The sequence below is a fragment of the Bacteroides sp. A1C1 genome, assembly GCF_004328515.1.
Taxonomy (GTDB): domain Bacteria; phylum Bacteroidota; class Bacteroidia; order Bacteroidales; family Bacteroidaceae; genus Bacteroides; species Bacteroides uniformis.
Window position 1 is genome coordinate 3,885,361 of record NZ_CP036491.1, and the last position, 22,546, is coordinate 3,907,906.

Sequence of the window (22,546 nt, forward strand, 5' to 3'; positions counted from 1 at the left end):
AATGCAGTATTTATAAAATATCCTTGTATTTTTTCAAGGCATTGCTCTTCATTTCATTCTCCTCCTTGGTTAGGGCGAACCCCATATACTTGCAGGTATGGTCGTTACGCAGGATACATATACACATACGCTTATAGGTGGGAATTTCTCGGAACTCTTCTATGTCAATGTCATCCAGGTAGTCCATTCGTACTGGTTTCTTGTCTGTCCTATAGTTGGTGCTGTCACCTACCTGGATGGGGATATTGCGGTCTTTCAGCTTCTGTATGACTTCATCACTGAGAACTCCACCCTTTTCCTTCCAAAATTTGATACTGGTTTCCAGCTTGGCCTGGTATCTTCTCCTGGTATGTTCCGGCAGGGTCGAAAGCAGGAATTCTATGAATGACTTCCAGGTATATCCATCCGGCAGACGTATCGCTCTCCTTCCTGCCGCACGGGTATTGCCGTAAAGTCCGGCAAAGCCGACTCCGTTTACACGTCCTATCATCCGTCCCCAAGTATTGGGGTCAATGACTTTATACAAGGCAAGGCTCTCAATGGCCTCACTGATGAATGGACTTGCCACCCGTTGCCGGTCAAGGCTTACCCCGGCTTGGTAGTAGAGGTCGTATAGTTTATTGTAATCCCATCGGAATTTGCCGTTGGCAATCCATATATCCTCCGTTTTCCAGTCGAACAGTGGGTATAGGTTATACACACCCTCACCGATTTTCGTGCTCCATTGGTAATCCTTATATTGCTCTTTCACACCTCGATAGATTGTGCGCCAACGGTTGTAGCTTTCTTGGGTACGTATGCCCACCAGACAGCAGGTACGCCGTGCAGCTTTCCGTTGATGGAGCCAACGGGAAAACTCTGTCTGAAATTCATAGTCCCACATCCTGCGGTTATAGAAAGGGAAATCGTCTACAGTCATTGCGTCCTCCGGCATTTCTCTGACCCATGCTTCCTTTTTTGCTTCGTCCCAGGGACGCCAGTAGTTCTGGTACATGGAGGTACAGGTCGTTACACGGAAAGGCACGCAGACACGGTACACGTCCAGCATGTCCTTGTTTGCCTCCAATACCCGGTCCACATAGTCAATGGTCATACTGTACTGTATCTCATAGTCCATGTGGAACACTCCAATCCTGCGCTTCAGCCGGTTCCTACGCATATAGTCCAGACATAGGTTCAGCAACACTCCGCTATCCTTTCCACCTGAAAAGGAAATGTATATATTGTCGAACTCTTTAAAAATCACTTCCAGTCTTTCCTGGATTAATTCATATACATTCTTTGGGCTCATATGGTGTAAAAAATTATAAGTAGTGACAAAATTAATGCAAAGCCTCAATATTTCCTATAACTTCGGCTTCTATATCATTTGTAATTGGCTTCAATTATCTATATTTGTGCAGGCTAATTCATAAAAACATAAATAGCAATTATGGCAGAAGAAAGTAAATATTCCTATGACGAGGAATCCGTCAAGGCAATAATCGAATGGGCACAGACAACCCAGTTACCCAAGGAGGTGATGCTAAGTGAGGCAGAACATATTTTTGACACCTCTATGTATGTTAATGCGAATATCTGCGATATTAAGCAGCACTATCCGGATGCTTTCTACAATCCGGCCATTGATAGATTGTATCGGTTGAAGGAATTTATTGAGTCAAACAATTAACTATATAGAAATGACATTTCCTATTTTAGACATAGAAAAAAGTAGCGTTGAAAAATATTTGAGTAATATGGTTCAAGACTCAAATCATCGCTTTAAATCATGGGAATATTGCTATACGGCATTCGGTAATTTAGATTCAGTAGACTATTTATCTCTTCACCTTGCTTTTTATTTAGCGAGTTGGGGAATGTATAGAGGTAGTTGTGGAATACTTTGGAAAGATTATACGATTCATATGGATGCCGTAAACATAATAAGGAAATTTCATTCCCTACGAAAAGAATGGTTTACAATGGATGATGTTTCTCAAATAATGAAGTTGTACAATGCGCTCAAAGATTACTACAGTAAAATCACATATTATAAACCGGAAAATAAGACTTCATCCTTAAACCTTGCTGCGACAGATACTCTGATTACTAAAATCATGTTGGGAACCATTGGCTGTGTTCCTGCATTGGATGACTTGTTTAAGCGGGCATTTCATTGTCAAGGCAAGCAGTTTGACGAAGAATTATTAAAGCGGATAATTGATTGTTCTCAGAGCAATAAAGATACAATACAGCAATGCCAAAGATATATTTCTGAAAAACTTCACTACCACTATCCATCAATGAAAGTTGTAGATATGTGTTTTTGGCAAAAGGGATTCGATGATTTAAAAAACAGAGTAACCAAGAATGGCAAAATTAGATGAGGTTTTAAAATTAGTGAGATTATACGAAGAGAAGTATCGTCACCCAAGTCTTACACGTTTTTCAGTTAGTAACAAGTATGATTTGTTTCCTGGGAAAGAGAATATGGAAAACTGCTGGCCCCAATGCTACCCATATGCCGATAGGCCTGGAGTCTATTTGATTATGGACGATAAGGACAATGTGCTATATATAGGTAAATCATCCGTTGCCATTGGCAGAAGGCTTGGAAGTTATTTTTGTTATGATGGTGAAGGGAAATGCCGGGTTAGAAGCCCTTATTGGAGCACGTCACCTAAATATATTGCAGCTATTGCGGTTCCATTTGATTCGGCTTTTGAATGTGCCGCTTTAGAAGAATTCTTATTAGCCAACGTGCAGACGACTGATAATTCCATTTTTCAAAGATAAAAATGAATATGACTTTTGTTGAATAAAGCATGATTCTTTAATATGGCAGAACTCAAATATACGTATGCTCTTGATAAGAATGAAAATTGCATTGGTATTGGAAATGCTCAGAAAGGAATAGAATATCGATGTCCTCATTGCAAAGGAGAAATGGTTGTAAAAGAAGGTTCTATTAAAGTAAAGCATTATGCTCATAAGATAAGACCGCAAAACTGTAGCTACGAAACTTATCTTCATGCTCTTGCCAAGAAAAGAATTGAAGAGTGGTTTAATTCAGATAGTGCATTAAATATCTCTTTTAGAACAAAAGATAGATGCTCTAATTTTGAACATTGTCTATGGAATCATGATGACTATACTTCTTATTGTGAGAAAAAATCGAGCCGATCTTTTAACTTAAAGAATTATTACAATGTAATCACTCGAGAAAAAACATATAAAGGTTTCCGGGCTGATTTACTTCTTTCTGATTCTGAAAATAGACATGAGCCTATTTTTATTGAGATTTTAGTTTCACATCAATGTGAGAAGGAGAAGATAGAATCTGGGATGCGTATTATTGAAGTTGCTCTAAGCTCCGAATATGAATTAGACGATATTATAAGAAATGGAATAATTTCAGAAGATGAAACAACAATGTTTTATAATTTTAGGCGTAAAGATGGGATTACTAGAACATGTGGGATGCAACTCAATAAATTCGTATTATTAGAATCAATGAAAGGTTTATATAAGCGTATTAGTTGTAATGAATATACCCATCGATATTCATCTGCTATATTTGAGATTACATTCGATTATTATACTAATCGTACTATAGATCCTTTGACTTTTGGTTGGGTAATTGCCTATAAAAATTATGAAAATGTGAGAAATTGTTTCTTATGTAAATATTATAAAACGAATTATTATACGAGCGAGAGGATATGTTGTTTGTATAAGAAAAAAGGTATTGAAAGGCATTGCAAATCCAGTGAGGCTTTAAGATGTAATGAGTTCAGTATTGATAAAAATATTATAAATGAAAACTGTGATTATTTATCATATATTACATATAATATCTGGAAAAAAGGTATGGGGAATGAGGGAATAGATTATATAAAAGGAAAGGTAGCCCAATAAGTTGCCTTTTCCTTTGTTCATATTTCAGTAACAATTCATACCTTGTATATGACATGTCGGGGCTTTTTCGTTTGCGTGCCTTTTCTTTTATAAAAATTCCCTCAAATCACGTAGGGAATTTCAGAAACACATTTGTCTTTATAGTAGAATCCGGTGTATAGTGTTAGTATAGTCCTTCTTTCAGCCATTGCAGTTTCTTTATACTGGATTTACAGAATGTTCCAACATTGTGTGCTCTAATTGATTGTAGATATTGAAAGGAACATGCTGGACCTCAGCTTTTATGCGGCTGAGGTTTTGTCGGAGATAAGAGTACGTTGTTGAACGTGCGATGGAAATATGTGTTTAACCAAATTATTAGTTATGAAAAAAGTAATTTATATGGTAATTGCATTTGCTATGGCTTTAGCCGGGTTATTTATGCTTATGTTTATGTCATTTGATTAGTGAATGTCTGTTTGTTGACTGTTTTATAGAAGGGGCAGCTTATTCAGCTGTCTTGTTCCATTTCCCAGGAATTAAGTAATCCATATTGTGTAATTATTCCCCATGTGTGGTACTCAGTTCCACATATTTCCACACATAATTATTCCTTCTTGTTTTTATAATATGCTGATGTATAATGTATTATGTACTGATGTACATCATGGCATATCGTTTGTCCTATAGTTAATACAAAAACTATATTTATTTACTTAAAACTTACGATTATGAAAAAAGTATTGGTAGCATTAGCAATGGTTATGGGATTAGGCAGTTCAGTAGCATTTGCTTACGTGGTTTCTGGAACACAGTCTGTAGAGCAAACTCAGCAAAATCCTCAGGATGAGTTCACAAAAGTGGAAGTAAAAGACTTGCCTCAGGCAGTTATGAATGTCTTGGCTAAGGACTATGAGGGGGCTGTAATAAAGGAGGCTTTCATTTCCGAGAAAGAAACCGGTAAGATTTATAAGGTTGTGTTGACCATCACCAAGGAAAATCAATCCACTGAAGAAGTAACGGTACTTCTGAATGAAAAAGGAGAAACTGTAGAATGAATGGAAACTCTGTAGTGGTTCGGATTCATCTACAGAGATGATTTGAGATACTTTTATGTCTATCTCGTTAATGCGAAAGGGGCGGCTGAATAGTCGCTCTTTTTGTTTATATTGTAATAATAGTTCGTTTCTTTTTTGTCAGAAATTCCTATTATAGAGGGTTGTTTTATACAAAATAATGTTTATATTTGTATTCTAATCCCTATTGTATTATGAATGACAAACAACAACTTCTAATTGATTGTATTTCCCTTCTTCCCGTTATAGGCATTCTGGTTTTGATAACTGTTGCCAATGACCAGCTTGTTACTATGGTTGCTGCCTATGTGCTTTGCGGAGAACTCTTATGTGTATTGGTTAGCAGGATATTAAATTTGTACTATATTGATGTGGCTTTTGTTTGGTTGGGTGGGATTATGCTTTGGCTGTGGTATTGGCTCTGGTTGGAGTCAAGCCATGTAGTGATGGAGATTGTGGAAAGGACAGTTGAATGAATCGCTTCTTTTTCAGTAAAAAATCCCCGTAGCGGCTCAACTACGGGGATGGTGTCAAATAACAGAGTATCAATATGAGATACTAAGTGAGCCTATTTTTTGAGATATGTCTTGTAGTGCATTGTTGAATGTCTGTAATTCTTCTTTAGTAAAGCGTGCCGGTTTCCCGTTTACCAGATTGCCATTTAACCTCTGATATAACCACGAACGGCTCTTGTTGAAATACTTTTTCGCAAGATAGCTTAGAGAAACTATTTCGGCAACTTCTTGTAATTGCAATTTGATTGCACTTTCTTCTATAACGTCCAGTTTCCTATCAATGTTCTGTAAGCGTTCTGATACGAAATCTGCAATAGCTTTTTTATCTTCTTCCGAATTGTACTTGGCGGCTATTTCTCTCATTTTGGTATAGAACTCTGGAGAGTCTGTACCAAGTAGTGGCTTTAATGCCAGTAATTCATCTTTCAGTGTCATATATTTGTTTTTTAGTGCCCTCTCCGGAGAGAGGGACTTTGTTTTACTTCTTTTTTTCTAACTCTTTCAATATTTTGTCGATTGTCAGTAATCGGTCTAATCTTTTATCAATCTCTTTTTCTTGGTTAGTTCCGGTAACTTCGGCAATAAACCTTAGCTGGTCTAATTCTTTTTTGAGGAATGCTCTTTGTATAAGCAGGTCCTTTTTAATTTGTTCGTTACTCATGTTGATTACTTTTGTTATTTGACATTACAAAGATAATAATCTTTTGGTTATTATACAACTATTGCATGAATTATTTTCGTTATTTCGCATATTTTTTCCATATTTGCAGTGCGTTACATACTTTTATTTGCGTCGGGTAGAACCTGACCGTTGGGCTACTGGTGATTGATTTTGCCAGTAGCTTATTCATATACGGTTCCGACCCCCGTGAGATAGCTTAATGGCATCCTGTATCCGACGTAAGTAGATATGTAACGCAACGGGAAAGCGGAACCGTTCTTTTTCCGCTTCTTATTCTTAATCCGGTTGCGTTATGGGTAAAACTGAATCATCCTTCCCGAAGCTCACGAAGTCCTTTATTGGTTACGGTCACTATCGGCTGACAGTCACGTTTTCCGATTGTGTGAAAACCGCGCTGACGGGAAATATGGACTTAATAGACCGCTTGAACTCCGACATAGAAAAGGAGAGGGAAGAAGCTACTATCGAGGCAATAGCTTTCGTCCAAGAACAATCACTTTAGACTGTCGAAGATTTTTCTCATTGCATCATCCGCATGTTTTCGCATGACCCTAAAATAGTTGAATATTGGTCTATTGGTTTTCATCGACTGGCCGATGCAGTATTCAAGTATTTCTAAGGAGATACCTAATTCAAATCCGTGCTGGACGAATGATTTACGGGCTGAATAATATATCACATGTTTCTTTATGCCAGCTATCTTGGCAAGTTCTTCCATTTTACGTGATACCACGGAGTAGCATTGCCCGAATGTTTTGTACTTGCCAAACACAAGCTTTCCGTTTTTTTGCATGTATTTGTTTATGATTTCTCTGGCTTCCGGTTGGATTGAAAATGCGGTTTTGCTTTCACCGCTTTTCTTGCTCTTTGTTTTCCGTCGGTAATATTCTATCCAATCTTTACGGAAATCAATGTCAAGCATATCTATAAGGTTGATTCCACCGAGGTAATAACTTAGCATAAATATGTCGCGTACTACACCTATGTTGTATTTGGGAATTTCCATATCCCGGATAGCTTTTACTTCGTCAATAGTAAGGTCTAGTTCACGAATATTAGCGGATGGCATTCGGCAGAACTCAAAAGGGTCAATCTCATATTTTACCATATTGTGCTTCTTTGCATAGTTGATAATCACTTTGAGTAATGTCAGATATATTTTGATAGTGGTAGGGGATAACCTCTTATCCTCAAGGTCCATCTCGAAATGCTTTATATTCCGAGGTGTAATCATAGAAAGTAATAAGTCACCTTGTGACTTAATGAAGGACTGGCAGGATAGCCTATATAACTTCTCTGATTTACTTCTTTTCTCTTCTGCGAGTTCAGATAGATAAGAATTCATAGCTGAGGAGAATTTGGCATTGGTATGGTCTTTCTTCTTGATGATGATTTCCCGGAGTTCGGAACATGAATATACATCCACATCATAGATGTTGTCTATGACTTTTTGGTAATGGTTGAGCAGGTTCCGGAGCTTCATGTTCATAGATGCAGCTTCGGGGTGATTGATAACTTGACCATCTTTAAATTGGGACAAGTCATCGATGATACAGTTTGTAGGAATGTATCTGGTACCGGAGTTGTGTGCCAGAGATATTCTTACTTTGTGCTTTCCGTTGATAAGCACTTTAGCTGGTACGATACAAAGTTTAAGTGTTGCCATCTTTTTGTTTAATAAAGTTGCGACAATTTGGTTATTAAAAAATACTGTCCGACAATTGTCCGACAATCAAATTTTGCAACCTGCTGCGAAGTGATGGAAATCTGCTTTTTCCGTAAGTACCTGATACACCTAAAATAAAAGCACTTCCAACGTTCGCTTACGGAGGAAGTGCTTCACACAAAAACTAAACTAGACTTAACTAAACTATTCTATTGGGGGAGTTTCACAACTCCTATCTGTTCAGCGCAAAGATAAAAAAACATATTTTAATCTGCAAAAGGATTCTATAATAAATCGACGGCTTTTCCGATTTTATCGACGGATTGGTCGATTTTTTTAGCTTCTTTGGTCTAAAAATTCTTGAAAAGCTTGTTTGTAGCTGTCGCTTATCGGGATGTAATTCTTTCCGAATACGATGCGACCACGGTCTATAATACGTATTTTATCCTTTTGGACAATGTAGGAACGGTGAACGCGCATGAAACGCGAGGTGGGCAGGAGTTCCTCCATAGCCTTCATGCTCATTAAAGACAAGATGGGCTTGGGGGAATCTTCCTCGTAGATTTTAAGATAGTCTTTCAGCCCCTCTATGTACAGAATTTTACTTAGTTCGATTTGTACCAGCTTATACTCGCTCTTTACGAAAATACTCTGAATTTCTTCCTTTGGCTGTTGCAGCAGTTCGAACCATTGTACAGCCTTGTTGGCAGCCTGCAGAAAGTCGATGTAGGAGATGGGTTTCAGCAAGTAGTCCAGCGCATTGACTTTGTAACCGTCTATGGCGTATTGGTCGAAGGCGGTGGTGAAGACTATGCGGGTATTGAAATCGACCATCTTTGAAAATTCGAGTCCGTTCAGTTCGGGCATCTGGATGTCGAGGAAAAGCAGGTCGATGTGCTTTTCGGGCAACTCCTTGATGGCTTGCACGGCACTGGAGTATTTACCGGCCAACTCCAGAAACGGGGTTTTGTTGACGTAGCTTTCCAGAAGCCCCAAAGCAAGGGGCTCGTCGTCTACAATGGCACACTTCAGATTCATATCTTTATGATTAAAACAGATTTATACTTTTTCATGTTTTCGCTCACTCCTTGCTTCCAGTCATAATGACCGGGATAGGTCAGCTCCAGGCGTTTGCGCACTTGCTCCAGACCGATGCCGCTTCCGCTTTTGTCCGCCATGCTTTTGGGATGGTAACTGTTGGTTATTTCACAGTATATCTCTCCGGGGCTTTCACTGAAATGGATGCGGATAAAGCTGGGCTCGGTGGGAGAGATGCCATGTTTGAAGGCATTCTCTATGAGGGAAATAAAGATGAGCGGAGCTATTTCGGTACGGCTGTCCGGTCGGACGTCTATCTTCGTTTCCACACGGACGTTGGCGGAGAGGCGGATGCGCATCAGTTCGATGTAGTTGCGGATGAAGTCCATCTCCTTGTCTAGGGTAACGAAGTTCTGCTGATTGTCATACAGCACATGGCGTAGCAACCGGCTCAGTTCCTGCACGGCAGTCTGTGCCTTGTCAGTGTCAAAGGCGATGAGGGCGTAGATGTTGTTCAGCGTATTGAGCAGAAAATGCGGGTTGAGCTGGTTGCGCAGGTTCTTCAACTCGGCTTCCGTGCGGCTTTTCTCGGCTTCGCGGCGGGCGGCGTCCATCTGCGCCCAGCGGCGGCTCAGCTTGATGGCAGCGCTGAGGCCGGCGGTGAGAATCATGGTCGATACATCGCGCAAGATGAATATCCATTTGGGAGGACCCATGTGCTGACCGTCATCATCGCCGCGCAGATGGTTCTGGAATGTGTATTCTTGCCAAAGGTGGGCGCCGGTGGTAATGCAGATGATGAGCAGTGTGTTCAGCAGGAGGTACTGCCGGATGCGTCCTTCGAACAAGTAGCGGGGAATGAGGAGACAGTAGTTGATGTAGAATACAAGGAAGAACGAGAGGGTACTGCTGCTACCGTGGCGCAGATAGTCCGCAAGGCTGATGTTGAAGCCGCTGCGTGTCATCATCAGAAAGGGGAAACCGATGACGATACCCCAGACGATGATGTGTATCAGGGTTTCGATGCCGCGGTGGCGTGGGTTAGGGAGCTGTTGTTTCATCATAATACAAAGATACGGATTTTAGATGGATATTGGAAATATCCACCGCCTGCGAAGCAAATCTCTGTTCGCAGGTTGCGGATAAGCGTTTCCAGGTTGCGGATATGTATCCCAAGCTTGCGGATGTCTATCCCAAAGCTTGGGATAGACATTATCCTTAATTCGGCATAACTTTTCTCTTTATTGGCAGAAAGTTTTTCTTTAATACTTAGGACGTGTTTTGATAACTTCTGGCAAGAGAGAGATATGTTATTCGTAGCGTATGGCCTCTATCGGGTCGAGGTCGGCAGCTTTCTTGGCGGGATACCAACCGAAGAACACTCCGGTGACGGTACATACGGCGAAGGAGAGGAATACGCTCCACGGCTGGATGAAGATGGGCCAGTGGGCAACGCTCTTCACTATCCAGCTGGCTCCGCATCCTATGATGACGCCGATGATGCCTCCGGTGATGCTGATAAGGATGGCTTCGATAAGGAACTGGCTCAAGATGTCGACACCGCGTGCGCCTACACTCATGCGCAGACCGATTTCGCGTGTACGCTCCGTCACCGATACGTACATGATGTTCATAATGCCGATGCCGCCCACTACGAGCGATATGCCGGCGATGCAGGCAAGCAGCGTGGTCATCAGGTCGGTAGTGGAGTTCAGCATGGTGCTGAGCTCCTGCTGGCTGCGGATAGTGAAGTCGTCATCGTCACTCTCCTTCAGCTTGTGGTTGCGGCGCAGTATCTCGGTGATTTCGTCGGTGGCATTGTCCGTCATGTCCTCGGTGAGGGCGGAGGCGAAGATGCCGCTAAGGTAGGTCTGTGCCAGCAGGCGTTTCATCACGGTGCTGTAAGGGGCAAGTACGACGTCATCCTGGTCCATGCCCATGGAGTTGTAGCCTTTAGATTTCAGTACGCCCACCACGCGGAAAGGAATTTGGTTGAAACGTATGATACGTCCTACGGGGTCTTCTCCACCGGGGAAAAGGTTGTCTTGGATGGTCTTTCCGATGACACACACCTTGGCGGAGGTCTGTATGTCGGTTTCGGTAAACATCTCGCCGTTCTCCACGCTGAGCTGCCGGATTTCGAGATAGTCCGTGCCCACGCCGCTCACGGAGGAGGGGTAGTTGTTGTTGCCTGCGATGAGCTGTCCGCTGGAGGAGACATTGGGGCTGACGGCAGCCAGGAAGTTGGTTTCATTACGCAAAGCTTCATAGTCGGTCAGCTTCAGTGTCTGCATGGCGCTGGGGTCTTGGCGGACACCGCCGCGCATGTCGGCACCGGGGTGAATCATAATCATGTTGGAGCCCATCTCGGAGATTTGCGCTTGGATGCTTTTCTTCGAACCTTGTCCGATGGCAAGCATCGTGATGACGGACGCCACACCGATGATGATGCCCAGCATGGTGAGGAATGCGCGCAGCTTGTTGTTGTTCAAGGCTCGCAAGGCTATTTTGAAAAGGTTTGTTCCGTTCATATCGTTTTAATGGAAAGTTTAAAATTAATCCCTAATCCTTAATCCCTTATCCCTCATTCCTCCTCTTGTTTAGGCAATGCTGCCAGGGCTTCGGCTGCATTCTGGATTTGGGTGTTGATGGTATCGTCCTTGATTTGTCCGTCGCGCAGCACGATGTTGCGGCTGCTGTACTGGGCTATTTCGGGGTTGTGGGTGACGAAGATGATGGTGCGTCCTTCGGCATGCAGCTTTTGGAACAGTACCAGAATCTCGAAAGAGGTGCGGGTGTCCAGGTTACCCGTGGCTTCGTCTGCCAGGATAACGGCGGGATTGTTCACCAAGGCGCGGGCGATGGCTACGCGTTGCATCTGACCGCCGGACATTTGATTGGATTTATGTTCCAGCCGGTCTCCCAGCCCCACGGCTTGCAGGGCTTCGATGGCACGTCTCCGCCTTTCGGAAGCCGAGACGGAGGAGTTGTACATCAGCGGTAGCTCTACATTCTCCACGGCAGTGGTTTTAGGCAACAGGTTGTAGCTCTGGAATACGAACCCGATTTTACGGTTGCGCAATACGGCACGTTGAGGCTTGCTCATGGTGCGTACGGAGATGCCGTCCAGCAGGTACTCTCCGCTGGTGGGCGTGTCCAGGCAGCCGAGCGTATTCAGCAAGGTCGACTTCCCGGAGCCCGATGTACCCATGATGGTGACAAACTCACCTTCACGGATGGTGAACGAGACGCCGCGTAGGGCATGTACAGTTTCGTCCCCCACCTGGAAGTTGCGTTTGATATTTTGAAGTTCAATGACTGCTTTATTCATAATTCTTTTCTTTGTATTATTTTCCGTTCTTCTTCTTACTTCCCGGAGGGCCAGGCATGAACGGACTCTTCTCGCCGCCGGGAGCTTCCTGACTCATGTCCGGAGCGCCGCTGCCGGGCATGCTGCCGATGGTGGCTTCGGTCACCACTACGGTACCTTCGTTAATGCCGCTGATGATTTCCGTGTTGACTCCGTTGGAGATACCGATTTTCACCGGATGGGCGGTAAAGGTGTTGCCTTCGCGGGTCCAGAGTTTATGCTCCCCTTCGCAATCCTTCACAATATCGTTGTCTCCGATAAGCGGTTTTTCGGGGTTGAAGCGCAGGGCACGGGCAGGAGCGCACAGTACGTCTTTGCGGTCGAGGGTGAAGATGGTGACGTTAGCTGTCAGGCGTGGTTTCAGTTTCAGGTCCGGGTTGTGGGCGGAGATGACTACTTCGTAGGTCACAACCGTGCTGGTGCTGGCGCTCGACGTGCTGCTTGAGCTGGCATCTCCTAGACGGATTTGTGTGACCACTCCTTCGAACACGTCATTCGGGTAGGCGTCTACGGTAAACGTGGCGCGCTGTCCCTCTTCCACACCGCCTATGTCGGCTTCATCCACGTCGGCCACAACCTGCATCTGCGTCAGGTCGGCAGCGATGGTGAACAGTGTCGGCGTCTCGAAGCCGGAAGCTACGGTCTGTCCTGCTTCCACGTCGCGGCTGATGACCACGCCGTCGATGGGAGAGGTGATAGTGGCGTAGGAGAGGTTGCGTTCCGCCTTTGCCAAAGATGCCTGGCTGCTTTCGTAGTTGCTCTTGGCCTTCTCATAATTATAGACGGACTGCTCATAGTCCGTGGCGGCGATGAGCTGCTTTTCGTTCAGCGTCTTGTTGCGTTCGTAGAGTTTCTTCTGGTACTCGTATTCGGCCTTTGCACCGTTGTAGGCGGCGCGTTGCGAAGCGAGTTCGCTTTGCAGTGTCACGCGGTCCATCTCGGCAATGAGCTGGCCTTTGGTTACTACAGAATTGTAGTCTACATGAATCTTGTCAATGATACCGCTCACCTGGGTACCCACTTCCACTTCCGTCACCGGTTCGATGGTTCCCGTGGCGGTTACGGATTCGGAAATCTCGCCTTTATGGATGGTTGCTGTGGCGTAGGTCACCTTGTGCTTGGCCTTGGCACCACCGAAGAGCCATACGCCGCCGCCCACTATGACAACGGCAGCTATGGCAATGAGGATGATTCTTTTTTTGTTCATATATATAAGGTATTATAATTCGATTTTTTCTCCTTGATAGAATTTCAGCAGTTGCATGTTCAGTATCGCCATGTATTTGGCTTGCAGTGTCTCCTGCTGTGCGCTGAGCAGATTGCTTTTTTCCGTCAGCAGTTCTACGGTATTCTTCATGCCCAGGTTGAACTGCTCCTGAATCAGTTCATAGCTGGTTTGTGTGCTTTTCAGCTTCTCCGTGGCAGCGGCGTAGCGCTGCTGGGCGCTGTTGGCATCGAGCCAGAGGGTTTCAATGGTCTTGTACAGCGTTTTTTGGTCGTCCAGCAGGTCCAGTTCGCTGGTCTGTTTCTGAATCTTGGCTTTCTCTACGGCACTCTTGGTCTGCCGGTTGCTGAAGATGGGCACGCTTACGGTGAAGCCCAGCGAGTTGTTCCAGTTCTGTTTGACTTGCTCGCTGAAGGTGAAGTCATTACCGTTGGCATGGCTGGTTCCGATACCAGCACTGAGGCTCAGTGTGGGCAGATAGCCAGCACGGGCAATTTTGATGTCGAGGTCGGATGTCTGTATGTTCAGCTTGCCGGCTTCTATTTCCGGACGGAGCACGAGAGCGGATCGGTAAACGTCCGTTTTGGTGGGCAGGGGTGCCAGTACATTTTCCGTGCCGAGGGCGGGGATGTAGAGGTTCATCTCGGATTCGCCGTCCAGTTCCAGGAGTTGTTTCAGTTGCAGTTTGTAATCTTGTAGGGTGGCTTGCGCTGTCACCAGTTGGTACTTGTCGGTGCTTACCTGCGCTTCCAGTTGTGCCAGGTCGCTTTTGGCGATGCTTCCTGCTTCAAGAAGTTGGCGGGCACGTTCGCATTCGGCCTGGCTCACTTCCAGAGTCGATTCATTCACTTTCACGGCTTCGGAGGCATAGAGTATCTGTACGTAGGTCTGTGCGATGCTTTCCTCAATGCTGTTTTCGCTTTGGGCCACGTTGAGCTCGGCAACGCGGTTGTTCAGTTGCTGCTGTTTGATGGTGTTGAGGCGCTTTCCGCCGTTGTAGAGGGTCCAATTGGCATCGATGCCGTAGCTGCCGTTGTAGGAAGTCTTGCTCTGGCTGCTGGTGATGTTGTCGCCGTCAATGATGGTGTTTGTCTTGCTCTTCGGGCGATTTACGACACGCTGGCTCACACTGGCTGAAAGATTGGGGAAGAGGGCGGCTCGGGCGGTCTTTACATCTACCTGGGCACTTTCCGCGCTGAGGCGGTTCTTGCGGATGGTGATGTTTTGTTGCAAAGCATAGTCGATGCAGGTCTGCAAATCCCATTGGGCGGGCAGGCCGTCGGCAAGCTGCCCGGAGCTGCCGGGCGTTTGCGCGGAAGTGTCGTTTTGGGCGGCCACTCCCATGCAGCTTGCCACACATAGCGCTATCACTGTCAATCTCTTTACGTTCGTCATATCTTCGTTATTCTATGGTTTTACATTGGCAAATGTAGTGGGGGGGAGAGAGGATTGCAAAAGTGATAGACGTTGGGGGAATTTTCCTCGCCTAAAATCTTTTTTGTACCGATGAATGGGAGAAGTCTTTTTTCTGTTCAACTTTTCACCTTTTTATTTGTTCTTTATATAAAAGTATTTTATATTTGTAATCATTATAATTTTATCAGCATGAAACGAACTGCGGTAAACATTTGGCGTTTTTATTTGGAAGGTTTTCGAAGTATGACGTTAGGGCGTACTTTGTGGCTTATCATCCTTGTGAAGTTATTCATCATGTTTTTTATTCTCCGTCTTTTCTTTTTCCCACGGTTTCTGAATACTCCCGTGGTGGGTGACGACAAAGAAGGCTATGTTAGTAATGAACTTATCCACCGGAGCCTGGGTGACTAAATACGGAGACACAGAGCCGCAGAGTTTATGTCCTTGCCTTTATAAATTCTCCGTGTCTCTGTGTTCTTACTTGACAACCCAATAACTTAGTAACTCAATAACTCATAACTTATAACTCATAACTTGATTCTTATGCTTGGACACATTGACACTTCTCTGATTGACTGGTCGAGAGCCCAATTTGCCTTGACCGCCATCTATCACTGGATTTTTGTGCCGCTGACACTTGGACTGGCGGTAATTATGGGCATCATGGAAACGGCGTACTACCGTACGGGTGACGAATTTTGGAAACGTACTGCTAAATTCTGGATGAAGATTTTCGGTATCAACTTTGCCATTGGTGTAGCAACCGGTATCATTCTGGAATTTGAATTCGGTACGAACTGGAGTAATTACAGTTGGTTTGTGGGCGATATCTTTGGTGCACCGCTTGCCATCGAGGGTATTTTGGCTTTCTTTATGGAAGCAACGTTTATCGCCGTCATGTTCTTCGGCTGGGATAAGGTGAGTAAGCGTTTCCACCTGGCATCTACCTGGCTTACGGGGCTGGGCGCCACGATTTCCGCCTGGTGGATTCTGGTTGCCAATGCGTGGATGCAGAATCCCGTAGGCATGGAGTTCAATCCCGATACGGCACGCAACGAGATGGTGGACTTCTGGGCTGTGGCCACTTCGCCGATGGCTGTCAACAAGTTCTTCCACAGTGTGCTGTCCGGCTGGGTACTGGCTGCCGTGTTTGTAGTGGGGGTGAGCTGCTGGTATCTGTGGAAGAAGCGCGAGAAGAAATTTGCGCTGGCAAGTGTAAAGATTGCCGCATGGGTAGGTCTGTGTGCCGCCGTGCTGTCTGCCTGGACGGGCGATGGCTCCGGCTATCAAGTGGCGCAAAAGCAGCCGATGAAGTTGGCTGCTATGGAAGGTTATTATGAAGGGCGGCAAGGTGCCGGATTGGTAGCGTTCGGGCTGCTGAATCCTGCCAAGCAGACGCCGCAAGACGGAGTAGACCCATTCCTTTTCCGTGTGGAAATCCCTAAGATGTTGTCGTTGCTTGCCGAACGGAAGACGGATGCCTTTGTTCCCGGCATCAATGACCTGCTGAAAGGCGGATACCCGTTGAAGGACGGTACTGTGGCGCTTTCGGCAGAAGAGAAAATAGAAAAAGGGAAAACGGCCATCAGTGCGTTTGCCGCCTATCGTGCAGCCAAGGCTGCGGGCAATGAGGCAGATGCAGAGGTGGCTGCCAAAGTGTTGAAAGATAATGTAGCCTATTTCGGTTACGGTTATATCAAGGATGTGAACGAATTGGTGCCGAATGTGCCTCTTACGTTCTACATGTTCCGTGTGATGGTGATGTTGGGTGGATATTTCATCCTCTTCTTTATCGTGGTGCTGTTCCTGGCCTATAAGAAAGACTTGTCGCGGATGCCGTGGATGCATTGGGTGGCCATGCTCACCATTCCGCTGGGCTATCTGGCCGGACAAGCCGGATGGGTGGTTGCCGAATGTGGTCGCCAGCCGTGGGCCATCCAAGACATGCTGCCCACAAGTGCCGCCATTTCCAAGTTGGATGTCGGTTCCGTGCAGACCACGTTCTTTATCTTTCTGGTACTTTTCACTGTCATGCTGATTGCCGAGGTGGGAATTATGCTGAAGGCCATTCGCAAAGGCCCGGAAACAGAAACGCATAATTCATAACATAACTCATAACTTATAATTCATAATTCACAATGAATACCTATATTTTTCTTCAACACTATTGGTGGTTCGTAGTCTCCTTGCTGGGAGCACTGCTGGTATTCCTGCTGTTTGTGCAGGGAGGTAATTCGCTTCTGTTCTGTCTGGGGAAGACGGAGGAGCAAAAGAAGATGATGATTAATTCTACGGGACGGAAATGGGAGTTTACGTTTACAACGCTCGTCACGTTTGGAGGCGCGTTCTTTGCTTCGTTTCCGTTGTTCTATAGTACGAGTTTCGGAGGAGCCTATTGGTTGTGGATGATTATTCTGTTCAGCTTTGTGTTGCAGGCTGTCAGCTACGAGTTCCAGTCGAAGGCGGGAAATCTGCTGGGCAAGACAACGTATCGCACGTTCCTGGTGATAAACGGAGTGGTAGGTCCGGTATTGCTGGGTGGGGCAGTGGCCACGTTCTTCACGGGGTCCGAATTTTACATCAATAAAGGGAATATGGCAGATACGGTGATGCCGGTCATCAGTCAGTGGGCCAATGCAGGACACGGGCTGGATGCGCTGCTCAATCCGTGGAATGTGGTGCTCGGGCTGGCTGTGTTCTTCCTGGCGCGCATCTTGGGGGCGCTCTATTTTATTAATAACATCAATGAGGACGACTTGGTGAGACGCTGCCGCCGGGCACTCTGGGGAAATACGGCATTGTTTCTGGTGTTCTTCCTGGCCTTCGTCATCCGTACACTGGTGGCCGACGGCTACGCTGTCCGTCCGGAAACGGGAGAGGTGTTCATGGAACCTTACAAGTATCTGATGAACTTCTTGCAGATGCCGGTAGTGCTGTTTGTATTCCTGATTGGTGTGGTGGCTGTGCTTTGGGGCATCATCCGTACGCTGTGGAAGCCGACGTTCGACAAGGGAATCTGGTTTGCCGGTGCAGGGACGGTGCTTGCGGTATTGGCATTGCTGCTTGTGGCAGGCTATAACAATACAGCCTATTATCCTTCCACCCACGACTTACAAAGCTCGCTGACGTTGGCAAACAGTTGTTCGAGCCAGTTCACACTGAAGGTTATGGCTTATGTCTCTATCCTTGTTCCTTTCGTTCTTGCCTATATCTTCTATGCATGGCGCAGCATTGATAATCGTAAGATTGATGCGAAGGAGATGGGAGAGGGAGGCCATGCGTATTAATTAAAAATTAAAGGGGATGTATCAACCCCCTTTGAACGCTTTTTTTTAGGCGCGGATTACGCAGAATAACATTATGAAAGTGCTCATGTACTTTGGGCACGTCCTCTTTTTATTCTTTTGTCTGTTTCTCATTTAGCTGGAATTTGGGTATCAGTTTCATCAATCGTAGAATCTGTCCTTGCCTTTTCTTTATGTAAGGGGAGGGGTGTGCTGAGTCGAAGCGTATGGGGTTGGGTAGTGTGGCTGCTATCAGTGCACATTGTCCGGCAGAGAGTTTGGCTGCTGTAGTCTTGAACTTGTATTTGGCGGCGGCTTGTGCGCCATAGATGCCTTTCCCCATTTCGATGGAGTTGAGATAGACCTCCATGATACGTTCTTTGGACCAGAAGAATTCTATCAGTACGGTGAAGTAGGCTTCCAGTCCTTTGCGTACCCAGGAAGATTGGGGCCATAGGAATACATTCTTTGCCGTCTGCTGGCTGATAGTACTGGCGCCCCGTTTCCGTTTTCTTGTTTCATTCTCCTTTATCGCTTTCTGTATCTCGATGAAATCGAACCCGTTGTGTGTGGCAAACCGGTTGTCTTCCGAAGCAATGACGGCCATCGGCAGGTGAGGGGATATCTTGTCGGAAGATACCCAAGTATGGTGCCAACGGGGACTTTCGCCCTTGAAGACTTGCTGCACGCTGCGGATAACCATCAATGGCGTGATGTAGACGGGTACAAAACGATAAACCACTACCGCCAGGATAGTGGAAATAAAGAAGAATAATATGATGTTGCGGAGGAACCGCAAAGGTTTCGGGAGTTTCATGGAGAGAGTGCCAGTGTGATTAATGTACTAATATGTCAATGTGATTAATGTGTCAATATGCCAATTAGCACATTGGCACATTGATCACATTAGCATATTAATTATTCGCCTCCGCATTCTTAATCATCTGTTCGCTGGCATACATATATACCTCTACGCGTCGGTTCTGGTCGGCAGACAGACTTTCATCGTATTCGTTGTATCCCACGCCTTCCACTTTCTTGAACTGGGCAGGAGATACACCGCAATCCTGCAAATAGTTTTCTACAGCATAGGCGCGGTTCTTGGAAACCTTCATGTTGGCTTCGTAGGTACCCACCTTGTCGGTATGGCCGATGATGGCAATGTCCGTTGTCGGGTCTTCCTTCAGAATCTGTGCAAGTTCGCGCAGGGAGGCCTTTGCCTCGTTGCTCAGTGCTGCGGAGTTGAAGCCGAACAGAATACCTGCCGCAAAGGATACTTTGACAGCCGGCAAGCCGTTGGCATCCGTTACCTGCTCCACTTGGGCACCTTCAATCTTGGCAGCTTCGGCAGCCTTCTTGTCCATTTTGTGTCCGATGGCAACACCGGCACCTGTACCTACTGCCGCGCCTACTGCCGCGCCAATGGCTGCCCCCTTGCCTTTACCTATCAGTCCGCCGATAATGGCACCTGCCGCTGCGCCGGAACCACCACCGATTATTCCACCTTTTGCCTTGTTGTTCATGGTGCCGCAACTGCCCAGCAGCAATGCACTGCATAAAAACAATACTGTAAATTTCATTTTCTTCATAACTCTTTTTTCTTTAAAAGTTGATCTTATCTTTAATGTTGCAAATTTATGTATATATAACCATATTTCTCTTCCTAAAGTTCGTCAGTTCTGTTCTTTTTTAGAGAATTTTCCTTTTGATGGATATGAACCAGGCTGTCAGTATCAGACCTTTGGCAATGGTGGTTCCACTCACTGCCCACCAGATGGCGTCCACTCCCATACCCATATGTACCAGTAGCAATGCTACCGGAATGCGCATATAGTTGCATCCGATACTGACAATAGCAGGCGGTACCGTTCGTCCCAGTCCGTAGAACACACCTTGCATGGTGATTTCCATCATCATGAACATTTGTGAATAACCGTCGATGCGGAGAAAGTCACCTCCCACACGGTAGGCTTCGGCTTCGGGCACGAAGATAGAGAACACTTCACTGCCAAAGAAGATAAAGAGCAGTGAGCAGAGACTTCCGAATACGCCCGTCATCCATAGGGTGGTGTGCCATGCCTGCTTCACGCGCGACTTTTGTCCGGCAGCATAGTTCTGTGCAATGAATGTACTCAGTCCTGTAGAGAATCCTTGTGAAGTGTTCCAGGTGATGGCCTCGATTTGTCCTCCGGTAGTGAATGCCATCAGTCCGATGTGCCCTCCCTGCTCCGAAGCGGTGCGCGAGAGGAACATGTTGACGAAAGCAAAGAGTGTGTTCAGTGTGGCCACGGGCAGGCCGAGCTTGAAGATACGCCGGGTGTACTTCTTCTTCAGACGGACGAGGAAGGAGAATCCGCCGAGTACAGCGCTTTTCCCTCGGAGTTTGTAGACGAAGATGCCGAAGACCATGGCTTCGGACAGCCAGGTGGCAAGTGCAGCCCCTACCGTCCCCCAGCCAAAGCCGAAGATGAAAAGAGGGTCGAGGAGGATATTCATAATCAGTCCCGTCCCGCTGATGTAGAACGGAATCTTGCTACGTCCTGCCGCGTTGTAGATGCCCGTGAAGGCAGCGGAGAGAAAGACGAACGGCAGTCCCGTCGACACGATGCGCAGATAGGTCACGGCGGCGTCTGTGATATGCTGTTTCAGTTCGAAGATGTTCAGGATGGGGCGGGCGAAAAGAAACAGCAGTCCTCCCCAGCAGACGGAGATGAGCAGGGCAATTGTAATGTTGTGTGAAGCAAAACTGCGTGCATCCTCTTCGCTGCGTGCACCGATGGACTGGCCTACGCTGACTTCGGCACCTACCTTGTTCAACAAGGCGATGGAACCGGACATCCACGTCAGTATGCCTACCGCACCTACTGCAGCCACGGACTCACTGCCCAGACGTCCTACCCATGCCATGTCTGTCAGGCTGTAGGCCATTTGGATGAATGAGGTGGCCATGATGGGCATTGCCAGCGTGAATAGCTGGCGGTTGATGGGGCCTTGTGTCAAATTCTTAGTTCCTTGCACGTTGACGTTTTTTTAGATAAACAATGTATTAATCATCTCCTTTTTCGCTTTCTGCGGAGGCGGTGGCGGCGTTTCTGCTTGTACTTTCGTATCTTGGTATATACCAGCCAGATGAAGAGCAGACCGAAGACGGCGAAGATGAGCAGTACGATGCCCGTATTGAGATTGTCACCTTTCACGCGGCTCCACATTTCGAGCACCAGTTCCGTGCGGTCGCCGAAGTCGCGTATCATGGCGCAGCGCTCCACTACGCGGCGGTCGGGGTACTGGACCGGGTCTATCTGTAGGCTGTCGGCTCCGGACAAGGGACCGAAGAAGTAGCTGAGGTCGGAATGCACGTCAAGCGTGGTGTCGGTCTTCGCCTCCATGATTTCCGGTGTGGCGACGGCGCTGACGTAACCGATGGCATCCATGTTGCGCAGCGCCACGGAGGGCTGGCAGAGGTAGTTGATGAAATAGCTTGCTGCCTTCACGTTGCGGGCGTAGCGGGGGATTACCCAGCCGTCATACCAGATGTTGCTGCCTTCGCGGGGGACGGTGTAGTCCAGTTCCACACCCACGGCATCGGCCTCCTCGATGGCCCAGACGGCGTCGCCGCTCCAGGTGAAGTTGATCCACGCCTTGTTCTTGGTCATCATTTCCTTGCCGAAGTCGGCTTCCCAGCCGGCGATGTTGGGTTTCATCTCCTTGAGGTATTTCTCGGCAAGGGCGATGGCCTGCGGGGAGTTGTCGTTCATCAGTTGCTCTACGGTGACGGTGCTGTCGGCAAGTTCCCGGGCATGGGCGTAAATGATGGCAGTGCCGTAGGCGTCGCGGTAGCTGTCCTTCATCAGTATCTTGCTACGGTTTTTGGGAGTCCAGAGGATATTCCACGTGCTTGCCTCTTCGGGAGTAATGAACTTCTTGTTGAAGAGGATGCCGGCGGTGCCCCACATATAGGGCACGGCATAGTCCTCGGTCTGGCGTTCAGGTTGCGAGGTCTTGTTCAGCTCGTGGCGGATGTAGGGCGACACGTTGGGGATGTAGTCCGGTGTGCGGCCGAAGTTGCGGTCGATGGGTAGCAGGAGGTCTTTGCGGAGCATACGTTCGATGATGTACTCCGAGGGGCATACGACGTCGAAGTCCTCGTGCCCGCGCTCAATTTTGGTGAGCATGATTTCGTTGATATCGAACACCTGGTAGATGATACGGAGGTCTTCGCCCGTCTGCTGCTTGTACCAGTCGGGAAATTCGGCAAGCACATCTTCATCGATGTAGTCTGCCCAGTTGTATATCTTCAGTACACGGCTGCGCTCTTCTGTAGAGTTTCCACAAGAGGAGAGGGATGCGATACAGCACAGTAGAATCAGTATGTTTATTATCCTTTTCATCATCTTG

Annotated in this window: 23 protein-coding genes; 9 read left to right on the forward strand and 14 right to left on the reverse strand. The window is 46.5% G+C overall.

The window, feature by feature from the left end:
- Positions 1 to 10: 10 nt before the first annotated feature.
- Entirely contained in the window at positions 11 to 1,291 is a 1,281-nt protein-coding gene (locus EYA81_RS16055; protein ID WP_117974788.1) for a DUF3440 domain-containing protein, read from the reverse strand.
- Positions 1,292 to 1,432: 141 nt separating this feature from the next.
- Here EYA81_RS16055 and EYA81_RS16060 point away from each other — a divergent pair, with 141 nt between their 5' ends.
- The 6 genes from EYA81_RS16060 (at position 1,433) to EYA81_RS16085 (ending at position 5,431) form a co-directional block, all read left to right on the forward strand.
- Positions 1,433 to 1,672, forward strand: coding sequence for a hypothetical protein (locus EYA81_RS16060; protein WP_117958694.1), 240 nt, complete (start codon positions 1,433 to 1,435; stop codon positions 1,670 to 1,672).
- 10 nt (positions 1,673 to 1,682) lie between these two features.
- A complete protein-coding gene (locus tag EYA81_RS16065; protein ID WP_117720828.1) occupies positions 1,683 to 2,369 on the forward strand; it encodes a hypothetical protein in 687 nt (228 codons plus the stop codon).
- Positions 2,353 to 2,778, forward strand: coding sequence for a GIY-YIG nuclease family protein (locus EYA81_RS16070; protein ID WP_117720827.1), 426 nt, complete (start codon positions 2,353 to 2,355; stop codon positions 2,776 to 2,778). Before EYA81_RS16065 ends, EYA81_RS16070 begins: the two co-directional genes overlap by 17 nt.
- Positions 2,779 to 2,820: 42 nt before the next feature.
- Positions 2,821 to 3,900 carry a competence protein CoiA family protein gene (locus EYA81_RS16075; RefSeq protein ID WP_117720826.1) on the forward strand — a complete coding sequence of 360 codons (1,080 nt, stop codon included), beginning with the start codon at positions 2,821 to 2,823 and terminating at the stop codon, positions 3,898 to 3,900.
- A 710-nt stretch (positions 3,901 to 4,610) separates the two neighbouring features.
- The gene (locus EYA81_RS16080) at positions 4,611 to 4,937 is read left to right on the forward strand and encodes a hypothetical protein (protein WP_008664637.1); all 327 of its coding nucleotides are present in this window, start codon (positions 4,611 to 4,613) and stop codon (positions 4,935 to 4,937) included.
- 212 nt (positions 4,938 to 5,149) lie between these two features.
- Positions 5,150 to 5,431, forward strand: coding sequence for a hypothetical protein (locus EYA81_RS16085; RefSeq protein WP_005837084.1), 282 nt, complete (start codon positions 5,150 to 5,152; stop codon positions 5,429 to 5,431).
- A 69-nt stretch (positions 5,432 to 5,500) separates the two neighbouring features.
- On the opposite strand, the gene EYA81_RS16090 is transcribed toward EYA81_RS16085, so the two are convergent.
- The 9 genes from EYA81_RS16090 to EYA81_RS16135 all read right to left on the reverse strand — a co-directional run bounded on the left by EYA81_RS16090 (position 5,501) and on the right by EYA81_RS16135 (position 14,846).
- A complete protein-coding gene (locus tag EYA81_RS16090) occupies positions 5,501 to 5,905 on the reverse strand; it encodes a DUF5053 domain-containing protein (protein WP_117974790.1) in 405 nt (134 codons plus the stop codon).
- 43 nt (positions 5,906 to 5,948) lie between these two features.
- Entirely contained in the window at positions 5,949 to 6,131 is a 183-nt protein-coding gene (locus EYA81_RS16095; protein WP_117589094.1) for a hypothetical protein, read from the reverse strand.
- A 514-nt stretch (positions 6,132 to 6,645) separates the two neighbouring features.
- Positions 6,646 to 7,818, reverse strand: coding sequence for a phage integrase SAM-like domain-containing protein (locus EYA81_RS16105; RefSeq protein WP_117974792.1), 1,173 nt, complete (start codon positions 7,816 to 7,818; stop codon positions 6,646 to 6,648).
- Positions 7,819 to 8,154: 336 nt separating this feature from the next.
- On the reverse strand, positions 8,155 to 8,856 hold the full coding sequence (locus EYA81_RS16110; protein WP_117600602.1) for a LytTR family DNA-binding domain-containing protein: 702 nt from the start codon (positions 8,854 to 8,856) through the stop codon (positions 8,155 to 8,157).
- Positions 8,853 to 9,920: a sensor histidine kinase gene (locus EYA81_RS16115; protein ID WP_117966553.1), complete on the reverse strand. Its 1,068-nt coding sequence runs from the start codon at positions 9,918 to 9,920 to the stop codon at positions 8,853 to 8,855. Before EYA81_RS16115 ends, EYA81_RS16110 begins: the two co-directional genes overlap by 4 nt.
- Positions 9,921 to 10,166: 246 nt before the next feature.
- The gene (locus EYA81_RS16120; RefSeq protein WP_117966550.1) at positions 10,167 to 11,387 is read right to left on the reverse strand and encodes an ABC transporter permease; all 1,221 of its coding nucleotides are present in this window, start codon (positions 11,385 to 11,387) and stop codon (positions 10,167 to 10,169) included.
- Between the two features lie 53 nt (positions 11,388 to 11,440).
- Positions 11,441 to 12,187 (reverse strand): ABC transporter ATP-binding protein, encoded by a 747-nt coding sequence (locus tag EYA81_RS16125; protein ID WP_005828066.1) that lies wholly within the window; start codon positions 12,185 to 12,187, stop codon positions 11,441 to 11,443.
- Positions 12,188 to 12,203: 16 nt separating this feature from the next.
- Positions 12,204 to 13,433: an efflux RND transporter periplasmic adaptor subunit gene (locus EYA81_RS16130; RefSeq protein ID WP_117966547.1), complete on the reverse strand. Its 1,230-nt coding sequence runs from the start codon at positions 13,431 to 13,433 to the stop codon at positions 12,204 to 12,206.
- A gap of 12 nt (positions 13,434 to 13,445) precedes the next feature.
- Positions 13,446 to 14,846 (reverse strand): TolC family protein, encoded by a 1,401-nt coding sequence (locus EYA81_RS16135; protein ID WP_117966544.1) that lies wholly within the window; start codon positions 14,844 to 14,846, stop codon positions 13,446 to 13,448.
- 210 nt (positions 14,847 to 15,056) lie between these two features.
- Between EYA81_RS16135 and EYA81_RS16140 the strand changes: the two genes are divergently transcribed.
- The 3 genes from EYA81_RS16140 (at position 15,057) to EYA81_RS16150 (ending at position 18,154) form a co-directional block, all read left to right on the forward strand.
- On the forward strand, positions 15,057 to 15,278 hold the full coding sequence (locus EYA81_RS16140; protein WP_117600597.1) for a DUF4492 domain-containing protein: 222 nt from the start codon (positions 15,057 to 15,059) through the stop codon (positions 15,276 to 15,278).
- A 132-nt stretch (positions 15,279 to 15,410) separates the two neighbouring features.
- Positions 15,411 to 16,973 (forward strand): cytochrome ubiquinol oxidase subunit I, encoded by a 1,563-nt coding sequence (locus EYA81_RS16145; protein WP_035449218.1) that lies wholly within the window; start codon positions 15,411 to 15,413, stop codon positions 16,971 to 16,973.
- Between the two features lie 32 nt (positions 16,974 to 17,005).
- The gene (locus EYA81_RS16150; RefSeq protein ID WP_131226071.1) at positions 17,006 to 18,154 is read left to right on the forward strand and encodes a cytochrome d ubiquinol oxidase subunit II; all 1,149 of its coding nucleotides are present in this window, start codon (positions 17,006 to 17,008) and stop codon (positions 18,152 to 18,154) included.
- A gap of 109 nt (positions 18,155 to 18,263) precedes the next feature.
- On the opposite strand, the gene mtgA is transcribed toward EYA81_RS16150, so the two are convergent.
- The 4 genes from mtgA to EYA81_RS16170 all read right to left on the reverse strand — a co-directional run bounded on the left by mtgA (position 18,264) and on the right by EYA81_RS16170 (position 22,539).
- Positions 18,264 to 18,968 (reverse strand): monofunctional biosynthetic peptidoglycan transglycosylase, encoded by a 705-nt coding sequence (mtgA, locus tag EYA81_RS16155; protein ID WP_117600595.1) that lies wholly within the window; start codon positions 18,966 to 18,968, stop codon positions 18,264 to 18,266.
- A 97-nt stretch (positions 18,969 to 19,065) separates the two neighbouring features.
- On the reverse strand, positions 19,066 to 19,740 hold the full coding sequence (locus EYA81_RS16160; RefSeq protein WP_117600594.1) for an OmpA family protein: 675 nt from the start codon (positions 19,738 to 19,740) through the stop codon (positions 19,066 to 19,068).
- Between the two features lie 100 nt (positions 19,741 to 19,840).
- Positions 19,841 to 21,169 carry an MATE family efflux transporter gene (locus EYA81_RS16165; protein ID WP_117964495.1) on the reverse strand — a complete coding sequence of 443 codons (1,329 nt, stop codon included), beginning with the start codon at positions 21,167 to 21,169 and terminating at the stop codon, positions 19,841 to 19,843.
- A gap of 32 nt (positions 21,170 to 21,201) precedes the next feature.
- Positions 21,202 to 22,539, reverse strand: a complete 1,338-nt coding sequence (locus EYA81_RS16170) for an ABC transporter substrate-binding protein (RefSeq protein ID WP_181980952.1) — start codon at positions 22,537 to 22,539, stop codon at positions 21,202 to 21,204.
- Positions 22,540 to 22,546: the final 7 nt, after the last annotated feature.

Excerpts from the sequence above, each read along its gene's own strand:
- EYA81_RS16075 (WP_117720826.1), top strand. The coding sequence starts at position 2,821 with ATGGCAGAACTCAAATATACGTATGCTCTTGATAAGAATGAAAATTGC.
- EYA81_RS16150 (WP_131226071.1), top strand. The coding sequence starts at position 17,006 with ATGAATACCTATATTTTTCTTCAACACTATTGGTGGTTCGTAGTCTCC.
- EYA81_RS16145 (WP_035449218.1), top strand. The coding sequence starts at position 15,411 with ATGCTTGGACACATTGACACTTCTCTGATTGACTGGTCGAGAGCCCAA.
- EYA81_RS16085 (WP_005837084.1), top strand. The coding sequence starts at position 5,150 with ATGAATGACAAACAACAACTTCTAATTGATTGTATTTCCCTTCTTCCC.
- EYA81_RS16140 (WP_117600597.1), top strand. The coding sequence starts at position 15,057 with ATGAAACGAACTGCGGTAAACATTTGGCGTTTTTATTTGGAAGGTTTT.
- EYA81_RS16070 (WP_117720827.1), top strand. The coding sequence starts at position 2,353 with ATGGCAAAATTAGATGAGGTTTTAAAATTAGTGAGATTATACGAAGAG.
- EYA81_RS16120 (WP_117966550.1), bottom strand. The coding sequence starts at position 11,387 with ATGAACGGAACAAACCTTTTCAAAATAGCCTTGCGAGCCTTGAACAAC.
- EYA81_RS16065 (WP_117720828.1), top strand. The coding sequence starts at position 1,683 with ATGACATTTCCTATTTTAGACATAGAAAAAAGTAGCGTTGAAAAATAT.
- EYA81_RS16130 (WP_117966547.1), bottom strand. The coding sequence starts at position 13,433 with ATGAACAAAAAAAGAATCATCCTCATTGCCATAGCTGCCGTTGTCATA.
- EYA81_RS16090 (WP_117974790.1), bottom strand. The coding sequence starts at position 5,905 with ATGACACTGAAAGATGAATTACTGGCATTAAAGCCACTACTTGGTACA.
- EYA81_RS16110 (WP_117600602.1), bottom strand. The coding sequence starts at position 8,856 with ATGAATCTGAAGTGTGCCATTGTAGACGACGAGCCCCTTGCTTTGGGG.
- EYA81_RS16125 (WP_005828066.1), bottom strand. The coding sequence starts at position 12,187 with ATGAATAAAGCAGTCATTGAACTTCAAAATATCAAACGCAACTTCCAG.
- EYA81_RS16055 (WP_117974788.1), bottom strand. The coding sequence starts at position 1,291 with ATGAGCCCAAAGAATGTATATGAATTAATCCAGGAAAGACTGGAAGTG.
- EYA81_RS16115 (WP_117966553.1), bottom strand. The coding sequence starts at position 9,920 with ATGATGAAACAACAGCTCCCTAACCCACGCCACCGCGGCATCGAAACC.
- EYA81_RS16160 (WP_117600594.1), bottom strand. The coding sequence starts at position 19,740 with ATGAAGAAAATGAAATTTACAGTATTGTTTTTATGCAGTGCATTGCTG.
- EYA81_RS16135 (WP_117966544.1), bottom strand. The coding sequence starts at position 14,846 with ATGACGAACGTAAAGAGATTGACAGTGATAGCGCTATGTGTGGCAAGC.
- EYA81_RS16060 (WP_117958694.1), top strand. The coding sequence starts at position 1,433 with ATGGCAGAAGAAAGTAAATATTCCTATGACGAGGAATCCGTCAAGGCA.
- EYA81_RS16170 (WP_181980952.1), bottom strand. The coding sequence starts at position 22,539 with ATGAAAAGGATAATAAACATACTGATTCTACTGTGCTGTATCGCATCC.
- mtgA (WP_117600595.1), bottom strand. The coding sequence starts at position 18,968 with ATGAAACTCCCGAAACCTTTGCGGTTCCTCCGCAACATCATATTATTC.
- EYA81_RS16080 (WP_008664637.1), top strand. The coding sequence starts at position 4,611 with ATGAAAAAAGTATTGGTAGCATTAGCAATGGTTATGGGATTAGGCAGT.
- EYA81_RS16105 (WP_117974792.1), bottom strand. The coding sequence starts at position 7,818 with ATGGCAACACTTAAACTTTGTATCGTACCAGCTAAAGTGCTTATCAAC.
- EYA81_RS16095 (WP_117589094.1), bottom strand. The coding sequence starts at position 6,131 with ATGAGTAACGAACAAATTAAAAAGGACCTGCTTATACAAAGAGCATTC.